15 protein-coding genes are annotated in these 18,235 nt (G+C 31.4%); all 15 read left to right on the plus strand.

Features of this window, described 5'->3' with window-relative positions:
• Nucleotides 1-43: 43 nt before the first annotated feature.
• The 15 genes from JJC01_04800 (at nt 44) to JJC01_04870 (ending at nt 18,215) form a co-directional block, all read left to right on the plus strand.
• Nucleotides 44-739 (plus strand): DUF5058 family protein, encoded by a 696-nt coding sequence (locus JJC01_04800; GenBank protein ID UDN59183.1) that lies wholly within the window; start codon nt 44-46, stop codon nt 737-739.
• A gap of 12 nt (nt 740-751) precedes the next feature.
• The gene (locus JJC01_04805) at nt 752-1,429 is read left to right on the plus strand and encodes a hypothetical protein (GenBank protein UDN59184.1); all 678 of its coding nucleotides are present in this window, start codon (nt 752-754) and stop codon (nt 1,427-1,429) included.
• A gap of 112 nt (nt 1,430-1,541) precedes the next feature.
• Nucleotides 1,542-3,143, plus strand: coding sequence for an amidohydrolase family protein (locus JJC01_04810; GenBank protein UDN59185.1), 1,602 nt, complete (start codon nt 1,542-1,544; stop codon nt 3,141-3,143).
• A 1,008-nt stretch (nt 3,144-4,151) separates the two neighbouring features.
• Nucleotides 4,152-5,477, plus strand: a complete 1,326-nt coding sequence (locus JJC01_04815; protein ID UDN59186.1) for a purine/pyrimidine permease — start codon at nt 4,152-4,154, stop codon at nt 5,475-5,477.
• Between the two features lie 383 nt (nt 5,478-5,860).
• Nucleotides 5,861-6,340 (plus strand): (2Fe-2S)-binding protein, encoded by a 480-nt coding sequence (locus JJC01_04820; protein UDN60126.1) that lies wholly within the window; start codon nt 5,861-5,863, stop codon nt 6,338-6,340.
• A gap of 82 nt (nt 6,341-6,422) precedes the next feature.
• Complete coding sequence (locus JJC01_04825; GenBank protein UDN60127.1) at nt 6,423-8,585, plus strand: molybdopterin-dependent oxidoreductase; 2,163 nt, start codon at nt 6,423-6,425, stop codon at nt 8,583-8,585.
• 133 nt (nt 8,586-8,718) lie between these two features.
• Nucleotides 8,719-9,453: an SDR family oxidoreductase gene (locus tag JJC01_04830; GenBank protein UDN59187.1), complete on the plus strand. Its 735-nt coding sequence runs from the start codon at nt 8,719-8,721 to the stop codon at nt 9,451-9,453.
• Between the two features lie 27 nt (nt 9,454-9,480).
• Nucleotides 9,481-10,440 (plus strand): methenyltetrahydromethanopterin cyclohydrolase, encoded by a 960-nt coding sequence (locus JJC01_04835; protein ID UDN59188.1) that lies wholly within the window; start codon nt 9,481-9,483, stop codon nt 10,438-10,440.
• Between the two features lie 36 nt (nt 10,441-10,476).
• Nucleotides 10,477-11,457, plus strand: a complete 981-nt coding sequence (locus JJC01_04840; protein ID UDN59189.1) for a thiamine pyrophosphate-dependent dehydrogenase E1 component subunit alpha — start codon at nt 10,477-10,479, stop codon at nt 11,455-11,457.
• Entirely contained in the window at nt 11,457-12,434 is a 978-nt protein-coding gene (locus JJC01_04845) for an alpha-ketoacid dehydrogenase subunit beta (GenBank protein UDN59190.1), read from the plus strand. The genes JJC01_04840 and JJC01_04845 overlap by 1 nt, the downstream gene beginning before the upstream one ends.
• A gap of 17 nt (nt 12,435-12,451) precedes the next feature.
• The gene (locus JJC01_04850) at nt 12,452-13,717 is read left to right on the plus strand and encodes a 2-oxo acid dehydrogenase subunit E2 (protein UDN59191.1); all 1,266 of its coding nucleotides are present in this window, start codon (nt 12,452-12,454) and stop codon (nt 13,715-13,717) included.
• Nucleotides 13,718-13,855: 138 nt separating this feature from the next.
• Complete coding sequence (locus JJC01_04855; protein ID UDN59192.1) at nt 13,856-15,253, plus strand: amidohydrolase; 1,398 nt, start codon at nt 13,856-13,858, stop codon at nt 15,251-15,253.
• Nucleotides 15,254-15,281: 28 nt separating this feature from the next.
• Complete coding sequence (locus JJC01_04860; GenBank protein UDN59193.1) at nt 15,282-16,289, plus strand: dihydrofolate reductase family protein; 1,008 nt, start codon at nt 15,282-15,284, stop codon at nt 16,287-16,289.
• Between the two features lie 58 nt (nt 16,290-16,347).
• Complete coding sequence (gene lpdA, locus JJC01_04865; GenBank protein ID UDN59194.1) at nt 16,348-17,748, plus strand: dihydrolipoyl dehydrogenase; 1,401 nt, start codon at nt 16,348-16,350, stop codon at nt 17,746-17,748.
• 119 nt (nt 17,749-17,867) lie between these two features.
• Nucleotides 17,868-18,215: a TIGR03792 family protein gene (locus JJC01_04870; GenBank protein ID UDN59195.1), complete on the plus strand. Its 348-nt coding sequence runs from the start codon at nt 17,868-17,870 to the stop codon at nt 18,213-18,215.
• The last annotated feature ends 20 nt before the right edge of the window (nt 18,216-18,235 follow it).

The raw sequence follows: 18,235 nt of genomic DNA on the forward strand, positions 1-18,235 counted from the left end.
ATGTTTTAATAAAATTTGAGGATTTATAGGGAGGTTTTTTGCAATGGATTATTTAAAATTAGCCAATCATCCACTTTTGTGGATAGCAAGTACAGTAGCTGTATCAATAGTAGTAGTACAATCTCTTGTATTTGCTATAAAATCTTGTAAAGTTGGGAAGACGATGGGAATAACTGATAAGCAAATAAAATCAGCTATTAAGAGTAGTGCTATTTCAGCTATAGGCCCATCAATGACTATATTTGCTGGGATGGTTTCACTTATAGTAACTATGGGTGGACCTATAGCATGGATGAGATTATCATTTATAGGTTCTGTAATTTTTGAATCTATGTCAGCTGGGTTTGGAACAGATGCTTTAGGGATAACTTTAGGTTCTCCTGAGATGACAAAAGTAGCATTTACAAATGCAGTTTGGACTATGATATTAGGTTCTTTAGGGTGGATAATATTTACATTATTGTTTGGGCATAAGTTAGATAAAATAACGAATGTTATTTCTAGTGGTAAGAAATCATTTATACCAATAATATCTGTAGGAGCAATGTTAGGTTCATTTGCATACCTAAATGCTGATAGAGTGTTGCGTTTTGACAATGGAACAATTGCATGTATAAGTGGAATGATAATAATGGTAATACTTTGTATGATTGAAAAAAAGAAAAATATAAAATGGCTGAGAGAGTGGGGTCTTACAATATCAATGTTTAGTGGGATGATAATAGGTTCAATAATATAAGGGGGGAGTTTTATGAGTAAAGTAAAATCTATATACAATGAAGAGTACTTACCTTTTATGATAAGGTATGGTAGATTGACATTATCTTTAGGTATTATAGCAGCATTAGTTCCTGGAATAATTTTAAGTTTTGGATTTGGTCTTATGCCTCCAATATCAGCATTATTAGCAAGTACAATGGCAATAGTTAGTATGAGCGCACCAAACTACATAATAGAGCCAGTTTCTTATTCACCAATTTTAGGGATACCAGGAACTTATATGAGTTTTCTTTCTGGAAATATATCTAATATGAGACTGCCATGTTCAATAGCAGCTCAAAAAGCAGCAGAAGTTGAATCTGGAACAGAAGAAGGTTCAATAATATCTACTATAGGAATAGCTGTATCTATTCTAGTAAATATAAGTATTTTGACTTTTGGAGTAATTTTAGGAGGAAGTGTGTTGTCTAAAATACCACCTGAAGTAGTAGAAAAATTGAATTTAATCTTACCAGCTCTATTTGGGTCAGTGTTTGGACAAGTTTTTTTACAAGATAAAAAACTAGGATTAGTAGCAATTGTAATAGCTGTATTGACTATTATATTATCAAAGCAAGGTATAATACCACAATCTTTAGTAGTTCTTATATGTGTATTTGGTACTATATTGATTGCAAGAGTTATGCATAAAGATAAACTTAGAGACTAGTAAAAAAGGATAAACTTAGAGGCTAGTAAAATTAAAGAAGTAAAAAGTTTAAAATATAAAGAATTATAGTAAAGGCTACTGCAATAAAATTATATTTTAAGAGGTGAATAATGTGGCATATGATTTAGTTTTAAAAAATGGATTTATAGTAGATGGTACTGGAGAAAATGGTTTTTATGGAGATATAGCTATAAAAAATAATTTAATAGTAAGAATAGATTCTGAGATAAATGATGATACAAATAAAATGATAGATTGTCATAAAAAAGTTGTAACACCTGGATTTATTGACCCTCATGTTCATGAAGAAATAGTAGCAATACTAGATGGTAAATTTGAAAAATTCCTAAAACAAGGTGTTACAACAACTATAAATGGTAATTGTGGTCACTCTATAACACCATATTCTTCTGAAAATATATATGAATATATGTATAAAAATGGTCTATTACTTGAAGAAGAAAAAAAGTATCTTATAGATAAAAATAAGCATTGGGATAGTTTTATAGAATATTGTGACCTTATATCTAAGAGTGGAATAGCTATTAATATGGGATTTTTATTGGGTCATGGGACTATAAGATGGAGTGTTATGGGAGGGTCTAAAGATAGACCTCCTACAAAAAAAGAAAAAAATGAAATTACAGATATAATAAATGATGGCATGAAAAGTGGTGCTTTTGGAATATCTACTGGATTGGCATATATACCAAGTAAGTATGCTGATATTGATGAACTTGTTGATATTGCAAAGTTAATTAAGGAACATGATGGTATATATACATCCCATATTAGAGATTACATAGGAAGATATAATGCAGTAAAAGAAACTATAGAGGTAGGTCAAAAAAGTGGTGCTAGAGTCCAAGTATCACATTTAAGTCCAGTTGAAATAGAAGCCTTTGATGAGATATTAAAAGCTAGATACAATGGTGTTGATATAATGGTTGATACAGTACCAAGAAGTTCTGGACATTGTATGAAGAAAAAAAGAGTACTTCAATTTATTATGGCAATATCATCTAGTTTGTTTGAATTAGGTATGGATGGAGTTATGGATGCTCTTAGTAATGAAGAAGGAAGAGCTTTGATATTAAAAGAGGCATTTATACTTGGAGATAGAGGAAGTATAATACTTCTAAATACCAATGATATTGATATGGAAAAGAAATCAATACGTGAAATAGCTATGCAAAAAGGTATAGATGAAAATAAGCTATTACTAGATTTACTTTTATATGGAGATGAAGAACTTATATTTTGCCTAGGAGGAATGTACAGGGGAGATTTCCCTGATAAATTACATGATAAAAAGATAATAAATAATCCATTTGTTATGGTTGGTTCAGATTGTTTGTTTAGTGTAGGTGGAGATATGTCATGGTTTGAGCTTCAAAGAAGAGGGGCATTTCCAATTTTCTTTGATATGTATAAAAAATCAGGTGTAAGATTGGAAGAAGTAGTAAGAAGGGTAACTTCATTACCAGCTAACCAGTTTAAAATAAAGGATAGAGGTATACTTAAAGAGGGTAAAATAGCTGATATAGCGGTTATTGATATGGAAAACTACGGCTATCCTAGGTCTGAAGAGATTGACTTCTCAAATCCACAGTTATTAGCCAAAGGTGTTGAATATGTAATTGTAAATGGAAAAATTGCATTAGAAGAAGGTAAAGTTACTAAAAATCCATGTGGTGAAGTATTAAAAAGATAGATTATTAAAAAGATAAAGTATTAAAAAATAATAGAAATTTAGAAATTAAATAAATAGCTAGTAAGAAAAAACGAAGTTTGAATATTATTTAAATAAAAATCACTCTTCGTTTTTTCTCGTAATAGTAATAGATATTAATTTATAGCAATAATAAAAAGCATGAGTAATAATAAATATACAAAAAATAATTTACTTTTATAATAAAAAATTAAGATTTTTATTTATTGAAATATGTAGAAAAATTGGGAAAATAAATGGTTATAATTTTGAAAAATAAATTTTTTGTAAGTATGTAAAGATAAACTTTTTATAAAAAAATGTTAAAAAAATATCTAATAGAAGAGAATTTAAATATCAGAGAATGAGAAAATAATAAAAAATAATTATTTTTTTTATATATATTAAAATAATATTGTATTATAAAATATATATACTATGTCTGATTTAATTAAATAAACAATAAAATATTTATATTTATCCAATAATTAAAATTTTTATGATTATTATATATATCTTTATTTATTATATTTACTGAAATAGTGTTATATGGCTAAAATAAGAAGTTGTATATATTTTATAGAAATAAATATTAAACTGAACTTCGATAATAAAATAACAAAAATTTGAAAATTAAAGTATTTTAATACTGATTTTATTCTACAAATTGATTATTATTTTTACTTTAATAATTCTAAATAAAACTAAAATTAAATTGTCAGAATAATCTTGACAGTATAAAATCGTGACTGTATAATACAATTAAAAATCGGATTAATTACCTAGCTTACAAAAAATAAAAATGATGCTAAAAGCAAACGTTTTATTTTTTTAGTAACTAATCCTCCGCCACTCCTTAAATTAGAGCTTTTCTAATTTCAAAATGTATTACTAAAACTTCATAATGTAACTGTGCAATATTTATTAGGCTCTAACTTTTAAGGTTACTAATAATTTATTACATAGCTCCATACATTTGGCGGCAATGGCGGGAGCGATAAGGGGTAAGATATGGAAAATTACAAGTATGGATTTAATGACAAGCCAAAGCTTCTAACAGCAATACCGCTTAGTATGCAACATGTTTTTTCTGCTTTTGCAGGTACTATGTCAGGTGCTATTTTAGTAGCTGTGGGCATGGGTCTCTCACTAAGTGAGACTGCATTTTTGATTCAATGTTCGATGTTGATTGCAGGAGTGAGCACCATACTGCAATCTATGGGAATTGGACCAATAGGGTCACGGTTGCCAATTGTTACTGGTGGAAGTTTCACCTTTGTAGCACCATTAATTGCCTTAAGTACAAATAATGATGTTGGTATTGCTGGAGCTTTTGGAGCAGTACTTGTAGGAAGTCTAGTTTTAACTTTAGTAGGACCTCTTGCAGTAAAATATTTACATAAATATTTTACACCTACTGTTACAGGAAGTGTTGTTTTGGCAGTAGGGTTATCACTTATGAGTTCTTCATTTGACTACGCAGTATCTTTTGATGCTCATGGACCTAATGTAGTTGCTAATTTTTCTTTAGCTATATTCACATTATTATTAACACTTATTTTAAATCAATTTGGAAAAGGTTTTCTAAAAGTAGCATCCATAATAATTTCAATAGTAATAGGGTATGTAGTAGCAATAATATTTGGTATGGTTGACTTTTCTAGTATGGCACAAGCAAATTGGTTTGCAATGCCAAAACCTATATACTGGGGATTGGAGTTCAACTTGGGCGCTATTATAACCATATGTACAATTCATATTGTTACAGTTATGGAAATAATAGGAGATACGACAGGTGTTGTCAGTTCTGTTGAAAACCGTCTACCTACACAAAAAGAATTGATGAGAGCTGTGAGAGCAGATGGAGTTGGAAGTTGTTTTGCAGCCTTGTTTAATGGGCTTCCAGTTATATCAGGTAGTCCAAACATAGGAATAATTTGTATGACAGGAGTTGCAAGTAGGTACATAGTAGCACTTGGAGGAGTAATGTTAGGCGTATTAGCATTTTTCCCAAAGTTTGCCCAGATATTAGCTTTAACACCAGACCCAGTTATTGGAGGAACATTAGTTATGATGTTTGGAACAATTGCATCATCAGGTATTAAGGTTATTGGAATGGGAAAGATGACAAATCGTAATATAACAATTTTAGCAGTCTCATTGGGCATTGGTATGGGTGGTTATTTTAATCAAGCTGCATTAGCATTTTTACCAAGCATTGTAGTCACTTTAATGACTGGTATATCTGGAACAGCTTTATTATCTTTAATACTAAATATTGTATTGCCTAAGGAAAAAGAAGATGTAGTGGAAAGTAAAGTAAGTTGTAAAGCTTAGAGAATGTAATTCTAAAGGATATCCAAGAAGGAGCGCCTTGCTTCTATTTTTTTTACCAAAAATAGAATTGAACTTTGAAGGAAACCTAATAGCTTGCATTTGAGCAGAATATAATCTGAAAGGATATCCAAGAAGGAGCGCCTTGCTTCTATTTTTTTTACCCAAAAACCTTAAAAAACTAAATAATCAAAAGATATGATACTCATTTTAATAAAAGTATAATCTGAAAGGATATCCAGGAGGAGCGCCTTGCCCCTCCTTTTTTAACAGTAATTATGGATTTTACTTGTCAAAGGAGAGTAAATAACTTGGATAAATTAATCAAAGATTAAATTTCATAGAAAATATTAAAATTTAAATTATGTGGGGAGAAGGTGGAGATTATAGATGTTATTGAACTTGATATAAATGGCAGATTGAGAAAGGTGAGTATAAAAAAAAGCTGGACTTTACTTTATGTTTTAAGAGAAGTGTTTAATTTAACTGGAAGTAAGTGTGGATGTAGTACTGGTGATTGTGGAGCTTGTAAAATAATTTTAGATGGAGAAGCAGTTAATTCATGTCTGATTCTAGCAAGAAACGCAGTTGGGAAAAAGATATTGACAATTGAAGGGTTGTCAGATGGAATCAATATACATCCAATTCAACAAGCATTTATTGATTGTGGAGCTGTTCAATGTGGATATTGCACTCCAGGGATGATAATGTCGGCAAAAGCCTTACTAGACAAAAATCCAAATCCTTCTGAGGAAGATGTTAGAAAGTCTATAGATAACAATATTTGCAGATGTACAGGATATGTAAAAATTGTTGAGGCTATACTTTTATCAGCAAAAAGGATGGGGGGTATAACCTGTGAGTAATAAATTTAAAATTATTGGTGAGAGAGTCCCAATAAGAGATGCTGTACTTAAAGCTACTGGCCAACTTAAATATACTGCGGATATGAAAATTCCAAATATGCTTTATGCTAAGGTTTTATTCAGCCCTATAGCGCATGCAAAAATTAAAAAAATAGACACATCAAAAGCTGAAAAATTAGAAGGTGTAAAAGCCATAGCCACTTATAAAAACTCACCTCAAAAAGTCTTTAATAGTGCCATGAGATTTTATGAACATGAGTTGCCAGAGGTTGAACATATCTTTGATGATACTGTTCGTTTTGTTGGTGATAAAGTTGCAGCTGTTGCAGCTGAAGATTTACAAACTGCTGAAAAAGCATTGAAGCTTATTGAGGTTGAATACGAAGAATTACCATCAGTATTTAATCCAGAAGAAGCAATACAAGAGGGTGCATATCCAATCCATAAAGGTGGAAACAAGCTTGCAGTAAGTGTACAACAGTGTGGAAATATTGAAGAAGCTATGAAAAAAGCTGATTATATTTTTGAAGATAAGTATACACTTCCAGCTATACATCATGGTGCAATAGAAACTCATGTGGCTATTGCAGATTATGATTACAGTGGAAAACTTACTGTTTATAGTCCTAATCAAAATACTTTTGGCTTTAGGATAATCTTATCTAAGTTATTTGAAGTACCAATGAATAAAGTTAGACTAGTAAGTCCAGCTATTGGAGGAGCTTTTGGAGGTAAATTAGAGATTACAATTGAGCCAATTGTAGCATTATTAGCAAAACTATCAGGTAGGCCAGTTAAACTAGAACTTAACAGGAGAGAAACTATTGCTTCAACAAGAACTAGACATGGTGCAGTTGTATATCTAAAAACAGGTGTTATGAAAGATGGTCGAATTGTAGCACAAGATATGAAAGTTCTAACAAATACAGGAGCATATGCATCAAGTGCTTTAAATGTAATTGGAGCAATGAGTCATAAAGTATTTAAAGCATATAAGATTGAAAATATGAGATATACAGGAATACCAGTGTATACAAACACACCAATTGCAGGAGCAATGAGAGGATATGGTTCTCCACAAGCTTTTTTTGCACAACAATCCCAACTAAATAAAATTGCAAAAAAACTAAATATGGATATTTTAAATTTACAGCTTAAGAACTTAGTTGAACCAGATGGAATAGACCAACGATTTAAAAGTCCTCATGGTAATCCAAGACCAATAGACTGTATAAAAAAAGGTGCTGAAATATTTGACTGGAAAAAACAAATAAGACAGCAAAATGAATCAAATGGTAGGTTTTTAATTGGTGTAGGTATGGCAGTTGGTTCACATGGAAATGGATGCTTTGGGGCACATAGAGATATAACAGCCTTAATGTTGAAAATGAATGAAGATGGTTCAGCTGTATTATATACAGGTACTCATGATATGGGAAATGCATCTGTAAGTGTCCAGGTGCAAATTATATCTGAAGTACTTGGAATAAGCCAGGAAAAAATAGAATGTATACAGGCAGATACAGAAGCATCACCATGGAATTTAGGAGATTACGCAAGTAGAGGAGTTTTTGTATCCGGAAATGCAGCTTTAAAAGTAGCAAACTCAGTAAAAAAAGAGCTTTTAAAAGAAGCATCCCAACTCTTAAAAGAGGATGAAGAATATATAGAATTTAAGGACGATAGAGTTTATTCTATCAAAAATAACAACAAACAAGCCACTTTATGCGATGTCATGATACATGCTCAAAGGGTAAGTTTAAGAGAGATTATAGGAGCTGAAACTTTTGCATCTCAAACTGGAGCAAGTTCATATGGTGTACATTTTGCTAAAGTTGAGGTTGATACTAAACTGGCAAGTGTAAGAGTTTTAGAATATGTTGCAGTACATGATGTGGGTAAAGCTTTGAACCCAATGTCTGTAGAAGGTCAGATTGAAGGAGCAATTCAAATGGGAATAGGATATGCGTTAACTGAAGCGCTTGAGTTTGATAATAGAGGAAAAATAAAAGCTAATTCATTTCGCTCGTATCATATGATAAAGGCTAGTGAAATGCCACAAATAAAAGTTGGAATGATAGAATGTGGAGAACCTGGAGGTCCATTTGGAGCTAAGAGTATAGGTGAATGTTCTGTTGTACCATCAGCACCAGCAGTAGCAAATGCAGTAGCAAATGCGTTAAACTGTGATTTTTATAGTTTGCCATTAAAGAAAAATATTTTAATGGATAATATAAATATTTAATGTTGTTTTATACAAAAGAAATTAGTTATACAAAGTAAAAAGATATTTATTTAAAATACTTTAGATATTGAAATGTAAGACATTTTTCTAAATATAAGTTTGAATTATAAGAATGTAGAGGATGTGATGGATTGTGAATTTAAGATTTAAAGATAAGGTTGTTGTGATAACAGGAGGAGGGCAAGGATTAGGGGCAGGATTTGCTTTAGATTTTGCTATTGAAGGAGCAACAGTAGTCTTAATTGGTAGAACTAAAAGTAAATTGGATAATGTTGCAGAAAGAATCATTAAATCTGGTGGTAAAGCCTTTGTTTCAGTTTGTGATGTAAGCAAACCAGAAGAAGTAGAAGTTTGTTTTAGTGAAGTAATAGATAAATTTGAGTGTGTAGATGTATTGATTAATAATGTAGCTCTCCATAAATCAGCTCCAGTAGTTGATACTACAATTGAAGATTGGGATGCTCAGATAAAGACTAATTTAAGTGGAACTTTTTATTGTACTAAGGCTGTTCTTAGAACAATGATTGATAAAAAGTATGGAAAAATAATAAATATTAGTTCTACAGCAGCAAAACATTTTTTTCCGGGTTTTGGGGCATATGCTGCTTCTAAAGGTGGGATGGTAAGTTTTACTCAAACTTTATCAGAAGAAGTAAAAGAGTATGGAATCAATGTAAATGCAATATATTTAGGTATGACTAATACTGAATATACAAGAAAAAGATTTGACTATGATGATGCAGTTACGATACCACTTGAAGAAATGTTGCAAGTGGAAGAAGTATCAAAAGTTGTAACTTTCTTAGCATCTGATGAAGCAAGTCCAATAATGGGAGCTGCAATTGATGTATGTGGGAAGAAGGCATAAATAAAATATATATTGAGAGGTATAAAGATGATAAGTTTAAACAAGAAAGCTATGGTGGTAGTAAGAGAGATACTGGAAGATGCAGAAGCATTAGGGTGTGAAGTTGTTAAGATGGATTGTGGAGCAACTATAATTGATATGGGATTAAATTGTAGTGGAAGCTGGAAAGCAGGTGTTTTATTTACTAGGGCTTCTATAGGCGACCTAGGAACAGTATCATTAGGAGATTTTAAATTAAATGATGAATATTCTTTCTCAGCAGTTGAAGTATTTATAGATAAACCATTGATTGCATGTATGGGTTCACAGATTGCTGGATGGAAACTTGGAGAAGGTGAATTTGCAACTATTGGGTCAGGACCAGCAAGAGCTTTAGCAAGAGTTAAATCAGACTGGTATTTTGAAATGACTCCATATAAAGACACTTATCATGAGGCAGTCCTATGTATCCAAGATATAAAATATCCTAATGATGAAACGGTCTTAGAGGTTGCAAATGCTTGTAAAGTAAAACCAGAAGACACATATATATTAATTTCACCAAGTACATGTATTGTAGCATCAATGCAAGTGTCAGCAAGAATTATTGAGCAAGTATGCCATAAGATGTTTGAAAAAAACTTTGATGCAGGTCAAATTGTACTTGCTAGAGGAAAAGCACCAATCGCACCTGTATTAAAAGATGAACTTAAGACTATGGGAAGAATAAATGATGCATTGATTTATGGTAGTGAAACTGAGTTTTGGGTGGATTCGACTGATACTGCTATTGCAAAAACTATACACCAGTTGGCAGGGAAAACTTCGTCTCCAAATTATGGAGAGTTGTTTGAAGATGTATTTGAGAAGGCAGGAAGAGACTTTTTCTATGTAGACCATGATGTACACTCAATAGGCAAAATACAGATACATAATATAAATACTGGGAAATCATTTTCGGCAGGAGAAATAAATTACTCAGTACTTGAAAAAAGTTTCTTAAAATAAACAACTTAAAAATTTATTGATTCAGGGGGAGATAAGATGGCATTAGGTAAGTTAAGATTAGAAAAATTATACCATGACATGGTTATGATTCGCAGATTTGAAGAAGTAATAGAAGTATATGCTGCCAATGGAACAATACCAGGATTTGTTCATTTAAGTATAGGGCAAGAAGCTTGTCAAGCAGGCATAGTTGATGCACTTAGAAAAACAGATTATAAATTTCCAGACCATAGAGGTCATGGAACTATAGCACTTTGTGGTACTGACCCAAAACTTGTAATGGCAGAAATTTTTGCTAAGGCTACAGGAATAAATGGTGGTAGAGGCGGTTCAATGCATATAAATGATATTGAATGTAGAAATATGGGGTTTAATGGAATACAGGGTTCAACTATGGTAACTTGTCTTGGTACAGCTTTTGCATCTGTGTATAAAGAAACAGATGATGTTACAGCAGTATTTCTAGGAGATGGAACTTTAGGAGAAGGAACTTGCCACGAAAGTCTTAATATGGCAGCAACATGGAAACTTCCTATAATATATTGCCTACTTAATAATCAATATGCTATATCTACACACTATACAGATTCACATCCTCAAAAAGAATTAAAAACTTGGGGCGAGGGGTATGAGATTCCAAGTTATAGGGTAGATGGAAATGATGTAGAAGCAGTAATTGAGATAGTGGAAATAGCAGCAGATAGGGCAAGAAAAGGTGAAGGACCAACTTTAATAGAATTTCTCACTTATCGCTGGCAAGGTCATTTTGCAGGAGACCCAGCAGCATATAGACCTGAAGAAGAAGTTAAGTATTGGAAAGATAGAGACCCAATCAAGTTAACTAGAAAGATACTTATTGAAAGAGAAGGTATGTCAGATGAATCACTTAAGCAAATAGAAGAAGAAATAGAGGCTGATGTTCAAGAAATGCTGAGATTCTCATTGGAGAGTCCATCACCAGATATTAAAGATGCAGTTACACACACATATGTTGATAGAGAGGTGGAGATAAGATAATGGGAAGAAAACTTTCATATGGAATGGCAATAAATGAAGCACTTCATCAAGCTATGGAAAATGATGATAGAGTTTTTATACTAGGTGAAGATGTAGCTAAAATGGGTGGAGATTTTGGGATTACTAAAGGAATAATGGCTAAGTGGCCAAATAGAATAAAAGATACAGCTTTATCAGAATCAGCTATATTGGGATTATCAAATGGTGCAGCACTTTGTGGACTAAGACCAGTTCCAGAGATAATGTTTGCAGATTTTTTGGGAGTTTGTTTTGACCAACTTGTAAATAATGCAGCAAAATTAAATTTTATGTTCCAAGGAAAAGCACATTGCCCAATTACTGTTCGTGCTGTACAGGGAGGTGGTATACGCTGTGCATATCATCATTCAGTTTGTGCAGAGTCATGGTTTATGAATACACCTGGGCTTGTAGTAGTTTCACCAACAACACCTTATGAAGCTAAAGGGATGTTGCTTTCAGCTATAAAAAACGATAATCCTGTATTATTTTTAGAACATAAAATGCTATACAATGTCAAAGGAGAAGTGCCAGTTGAGCCATATGAAATTCCTCTATATGAAGCTGAGATTGAAAAAACTGGAAGTGATATTACTATAGTAGCTACTCAAATGATGTTAGGGTTAGCACATAAAGCAGCAAGTCAACTTGAAAAAGAAGGGATTAGTGTAGAGATAATCGACCTTAGAACTGTATTTCCTTATGATAAAAAAACTATAGTAGAGTCAGTTGCGAAAACTAGTCGATTGGTTATTGCTCAAGAAGGTCCAAGAGTTGGAGGATGGGCAGCTGAAATATCTGCAATGATAAATGAAGATGTATTTGAGTATCTAAGTGCACCAATAAAAAGAGTTACATCAATTGATGCTCCAGTAGCATATGCACCAGTTTTAGAGGATTTTGTTTTACCAAAATTAGAAAATCTAATTAAGGCTTGTAAGGAAGTTATGCAATATTAGTCAGGGGAGGATAAACAATGATTACAGAGGTTAAGATGCCGAAGTTTGGTCTTTCTATGGAGGAAGGAACAATTGGCACATGGTTGATTGAAGAAGGAAGTGTAGTAAATAAGGGTGATGAAATTTTAGAAGTTGAAACTGACAAGATTACTAATACTGTTGAAGCACCAGAAAGTGGGGTATTGAGAAAAAAATTTTTTGAAGAGGGCGATATTGCTAATTGTGGAGAACTAATTTGTATAATTGCAGAAGCCAATGAAGATATTAGTGGATTTAATTTGATAGATAAAACTGATAATGAAAAAGAGGTAGATATTTTAAGTTTAGAAAATGCAACTAAGAAAAAAGATTTAAATATAGACAAAAAAATAACTCCGAGAGCTAAAAAAATAGCTGAGGAAAAAGGAATTAACTATTCAAATATAGAGGGTACAGGAATACATGGTTCAATAACAATTGATGATTTGAAAAATTTCATGAACAATAATCCAGTAGAAGAAGTTATGGAAGTCAATCAAAATAAAGTAGTAGAAAAAGAAGTACGGCAAGAAGTTACCAATATTTCTCAAGTTAATAACATTAAGGTAAATATAGGAGAAAATGATTTGGTAACTAAGATGACACCAATTCAAAATGTAATAGCAAAAAAAATGCATGAGAGTTTATTGACAACAGCTCAAACTACAATTGCCACTGAATTAGAAATTACTAACTTATCAAAAGTATATAAAGGATTGAAAGAAAAGTATAAAAAAGTAGGAGTTAAATTAAGTTATACAGCTCTTATAATAAAGGCTGTAGCTGAAGCACTTGAAAATCATCCTAAACTTAGAACACAAATAGTTGATGAAAATCATTTTAAAGTAAGTAGCGAAATTAATATAGGTGTAGCTGTAGATATTCCAAATGGCTTGGTGGTACCTATAATAAAAAATGCAAATTTAAAAGACTTAAAAACAATATGTATTGAACTAAGTGATTTAAGTGATAGAGCTAAAAATAACAAGTTAAATTCTGATGAAATGAGTAATGGAACTATTACTATAACTAACTTAGGGATGTTTGGAATAACATACTTTACCCCAGTATTAAATACACCAGAAAGTGCAATTTTAGGTATTGGAAGTATAATAGAAAAAGTTCTTGTAAAAGATGGTGCATTTTACGCTGGTTCAACAATGAATATGAGTTTAACTCATGACCATAGAGTAGTAGACGGAGCTCCTGGAGCACGTTTTCTTCAAGAAGTAACACAAAATCTTTTAGATTTTAGATGGATGTAATTCAGCCAGATTTAAAGTGATTTTATAGTATACCAGTAATCTGACAGATAGTTTGTTATGCGTTTCTCGAAAGATTTTTTCTCTCCAAACTATCTGTCAAAATTAAGATATAGCAAAAAATTATATGGAGGTTACTACATGAGAAAAGTAGATTTGATAATTAAAAACGCTTATCTAATTTCAATGAATAATGAGAGGGAAATACTAAATGATGCTTGTATAATAATTGAAAAGAACAAGATAATTGATATAGGAAAGAAGAATTTACTAGAAAAATACATCTCTGAAAAAATTATAGATGCTAGAGGTAAATTTGTTTTACCTGGATTTATAAGTACTCATTCTCATCTATTTCAGACTTTGCTAAAGGGATTAGGAAGAGATAAATTATTGTTAGACTGGCTTGATAGCTCTGTTAGAAGAGCTATACATAAAATAGATGAAGAATGTTGCTATTATGCAGCTTTAACAGGATGTATAGAAGCAATTAGAACAGGTACAACTACTATACTTGACTATATGTACTGTCATGGAAAAGAAGGTCTTGATGATAGTATAATTCAAGCATTTGAAGACTTAGGAATAAGAGGAATACTTGGTAGAGGATTTACAGATACAAGCAAATTCCCAAAAGAATTTGGTTGTACCTATCATGATACAGAACAAAAGTTTTTTGATGATGTCAGAAGATTAGAGAAAAAATATAGAGACCACTCGAGAATAAGTTTAGCATTAGCTCCTGGTATTATATGGGATAACACAGAAGAAGGATACAAAGAAATGAGAAATATAGCCAATGAGCTTCATATTCCAATAACTATGCATTTACTTGAGACTAAGGACGATGATAAATACTGTTTAGAAGATAGAGGTATGAAGACTGTGCCATATCTTGAAAAAGTAGGAATTTTAGGGCCTGACTTTATTGCAGTCCACTGCATACAAATGTCAGATGAAGATATAGAGTTATTTAAAAAATATGATGTTAAAATATCTCATAATCCAGTATCTAATATGGTTCTAGCAGCAGGAGTAGCACCAATTCCAAAGCTTATTGAAAATGGATTGACTATAAGTTTAGCTTGTGATGGCTCAGCGAGTAATGATACTCAAAATATGTTAGAAGTAATGAAAATGACTACATTATTACAAAAAGTTACTCATAGAGATGCAAAGCTTTTACCTTCGTCAAGTGTACTGGAAATGGCAACACTTGGAGGAGCAAAATCCATAAATAAATTAGACTGCTTAGGGTCAATAGAGATAGGAAAAAATGCTGATATTATAATTTATAATCCATATAAAAGTGCAATTTCTATACCAGTTCACGACCCAATTAGTTCATTAATATATTCATCTACTCCAAATAATATAGAAACTTCTATTATAGATGGAAAAGTAGTTATGGATAAGAATCAAATAGTTAATATAGATGAAGAAAAAGTAATCTATAAAACTCAAAAAATATCAAGTAAGTTAATAGAGGATGTTGGTCTAGGAAATATGCAATGGGGAAAAAGAATTTATGGATTATAAAAAATAATTGAGAGAAGGTGGTCAAAGTATGAATAAGCTTGAGTTTTTCAATATACCAAAACATAACTTAAAAATAAATTTATTAAATAGAAATGAAAAGATATTAGACAATATAAAAGAAGAATCTAATGAAAATATCTGTATACCAGATGCTTTAGAGTATTATACAGAGTTGTTTTTTCCAAAATCAAAAGATAAAAGACCATATATATTTTCATCTATGGTGCTTTCATCTGATGGAAAAATGGCATATGAAGACAATAAAGCAGGCCCTTTAATTGGAAAAAATAATTTTGTTGATCCAGATGGAGCCTTGGCAGATTTTTGGGTTTTAAATGTTCTAAGAGCATATTCAGATGCTGTAATTATAGGGGCTAGAACGTTGCAAAATGAACCTGGGATAACATGCCATGTATTTGATGAAAGTTTGACACAGCAAAGAAAAGACTATTTAAATAAAAAATATCAGCCATGTGGAGTAGTAGTTTCTTTTGATGCTAGAGATATTCCATTTGACCATTATACATTTAGAGTTGATAAGAGTCAGGAATATAAAATGGTTATAGCCACATCTCCAAATGGTTGGGATTATATAAAAGAAAATTCTCCTTTAAAACACATATGTATAGGGAGTTTTAATTCAATTAAGGATGTTGATGATTATAAATTTGAAGAATTATACAAAGATTTTGATGTTTGTCCTGTAATTGTTACTGGTAAAGATAGTACTCCAGACTCTAAGATATTACTTTATGTACTTAAAAATCTAGGGATAGAAAAAATGTGTATCGAATCTCCTTCATACTGTACTCACCTAATTGAAAATGAATTATTAGACGAATATTTTATGAATTATTCCATGGTATTTGTTGGTGGAAAAATGACTCCAGGCTGTACAACAGCTTATAGCCATTTAGAACATCCACATTCGGAACTATTGATAGTAGGAATGCATAGAAATAATTTTATTTTTACACGTCAGAAACTTTGCTATGGTATTAAAAATAAAGTAGATTTAACAAGCTATAAATATTGATACTAAAATTTTAATTATAGATATTAATATCTATAACTTAAAAGGAGGAAAAATAAATATGAACGCTGATTTAATCGTAATTGGTGGTGGTCCAGGTGGGTATGTTGCAGCGATTCGAGGAGCTCAACTGGGGTTAAAAGTTATAATTGTAGAAAAGAATGAATTTGGAGGTACTTGTCTAAATACAGGTTGTATTCCTACAAAGACACTATTTAAAGATGCACAGGTTTTAAATTATTTTAATTATGCTGAAGAATATGGGATAAAAGTTGATGAATATAAATTAGACTTGGAAAAAGTTCAGAAAAGAAAGAAACATATAGTTAAGACCTTAACTAGTGGTGTAAAAGGATTATTAAAAGCAAATAAAGTGACTGTAGAAAAGGGAGAAGCAAAGTTAATAAGTAAGGATTCTGTAGAGATAAAATTAGAAGGTGGCTCAAAGAAGATAATTAAAGGAAAAAATATTTTAATTGCATCTGGTTCAAAATCTTCTAAGCCTCCTATTAAAGGGATTGATTTGGAGGGAGTAATAACAAGTAAAGAAGCTTTAGAAATAACTAAGTTGCCTCAGAAATTAGTAATAATTGGAGGAGGAGTTATAGGAATTGAGTTTGCAGGAATTTTAAATGAATTTGGTTCAGATGTAACTATAGTTGAGTTCTTGAATAATATAATTCCTATGGTTGATAATGAGGTATCTAGTAGGTTAACTAAACTACTTAATAAAAGGGGGATTAAAATACTACTTTCATCAAAAGTAGAAGAAATATCTAAGAGTGATAAAGAACTAGTAGTAGATATAAATCAGAATGGAGAAAAAACAAAGATTGCTTGTAATAATGTACTTGTATCTACAGGAAGAGAGTTAGATGTAGATGGACTAAATCTAGATAATTTAGGCATCAAATATGATAAAAAGGGAATAAAAGTCGATGAAAATTACTGTACATCTGTACCAGGTATTTATGCAATTGGAGATGTAATTGGAGGAATAATGCTTGCACATGTTGCATCTGAAGAAGGCAAAGTAGTTGTTGAACGAATTGTAGGGGAAAAAACAAGTGTAGATTATGACTTAGTACCAAATTCCATTTTTACTTTTCCAGAGGTATCTACAGTTGGATTGTCTGAAGAAGAAGCCAAAAATAAAAACTTAGACTATGTCGTTGGTAAATTTCAGTTTTCTGGTAATGGAAAAGCTCTTACAATGAATGATTCAGATGGTATGGTTAAGGTAATTGCTTCAAAAGATAAGACTACAATATATGGGGTTCATATCATAGGTCCTAATGCTAGTGATTTAATTCATGAAGCTGTAATTGCAATGAAAGCAATGTTGACAGTTGAAGAAGTTGCAAGTACTATGCATGGACATCCAACCTTATCAGAAGCTTTTGCAGAAGCTACTATGGGAATAGTAGGTAAAGCAATACATGTACCTCCTGCTAGAAGGTAGTCTTGCAAGAAGTAAAAATGAAGAGTGGTTATATGCAAGAATATTATGTTGAAAGTACTTAAATGTAAAAAGCATTTAAATAAAAAAGTAGTCAAATATTAAAGAGGGAAGTATATAATATGAAATTAAAATCATTTGAAAGACCTTTATTTATTGAAGAGCTAACTTTTAGGATAGATACTAAATTAATAGAAAAGTACTTACAATTAGATTATGAGATTTGGATTAAAGGTCTAGAATTATTAGAAGGATTTGCTGGTTCTGAGATATGGATTAGTGAAAGTAATCCAGGAGAAATAACATCAATAATATATTGGACAGATTACAAGTACTATAAAAATATTGATAAAGATTGGCTAAGTGATAGAAAGAAAAGAATGTCTGAATTAATGGGAGAAGGAAATTTAGAGTTTGTAAGAGCAGAGCATGATGTCAATAAAAAGTATAAACTTAGAGAATATAAATAATAAGATTAAGTGCACTAAAC

The organism is Clostridioides sp. ES-S-0010-02 (genome assembly GCA_020641055.1).
Taxonomy (GTDB): domain Bacteria; phylum Bacillota; class Clostridia; order Peptostreptococcales; family Peptostreptococcaceae; genus Clostridioides.

Excerpts from the sequence above, each read along its gene's own strand:
- JJC01_04845 (UDN59190.1), top strand. The coding sequence starts at position 11,457 with ATGGGAAGAAAACTTTCATATGGAATGGCAATAAATGAAGCACTTCAT.
- JJC01_04860 (UDN59193.1), top strand. The coding sequence starts at position 15,282 with ATGAATAAGCTTGAGTTTTTCAATATACCAAAACATAACTTAAAAATA.
- lpdA (UDN59194.1), top strand. The coding sequence starts at position 16,348 with ATGAACGCTGATTTAATCGTAATTGGTGGTGGTCCAGGTGGGTATGTT.
- JJC01_04850 (UDN59191.1), top strand. The coding sequence starts at position 12,452 with ATGATTACAGAGGTTAAGATGCCGAAGTTTGGTCTTTCTATGGAGGAA.
- JJC01_04805 (UDN59184.1), top strand. The coding sequence starts at position 752 with ATGAGTAAAGTAAAATCTATATACAATGAAGAGTACTTACCTTTTATG.
- JJC01_04855 (UDN59192.1), top strand. The coding sequence starts at position 13,856 with ATGAGAAAAGTAGATTTGATAATTAAAAACGCTTATCTAATTTCAATG.
- JJC01_04825 (UDN60127.1), top strand. The coding sequence starts at position 6,423 with ATGAAAATTCCAAATATGCTTTATGCTAAGGTTTTATTCAGCCCTATA.
- JJC01_04800 (UDN59183.1), top strand. The coding sequence starts at position 44 with ATGGATTATTTAAAATTAGCCAATCATCCACTTTTGTGGATAGCAAGT.
- JJC01_04840 (UDN59189.1), top strand. The coding sequence starts at position 10,477 with ATGGCATTAGGTAAGTTAAGATTAGAAAAATTATACCATGACATGGTT.
- JJC01_04870 (UDN59195.1), top strand. The coding sequence starts at position 17,868 with ATGAAATTAAAATCATTTGAAAGACCTTTATTTATTGAAGAGCTAACT.
- JJC01_04815 (UDN59186.1), top strand. The coding sequence starts at position 4,152 with ATGGAAAATTACAAGTATGGATTTAATGACAAGCCAAAGCTTCTAACA.
- JJC01_04835 (UDN59188.1), top strand. The coding sequence starts at position 9,481 with ATGATAAGTTTAAACAAGAAAGCTATGGTGGTAGTAAGAGAGATACTG.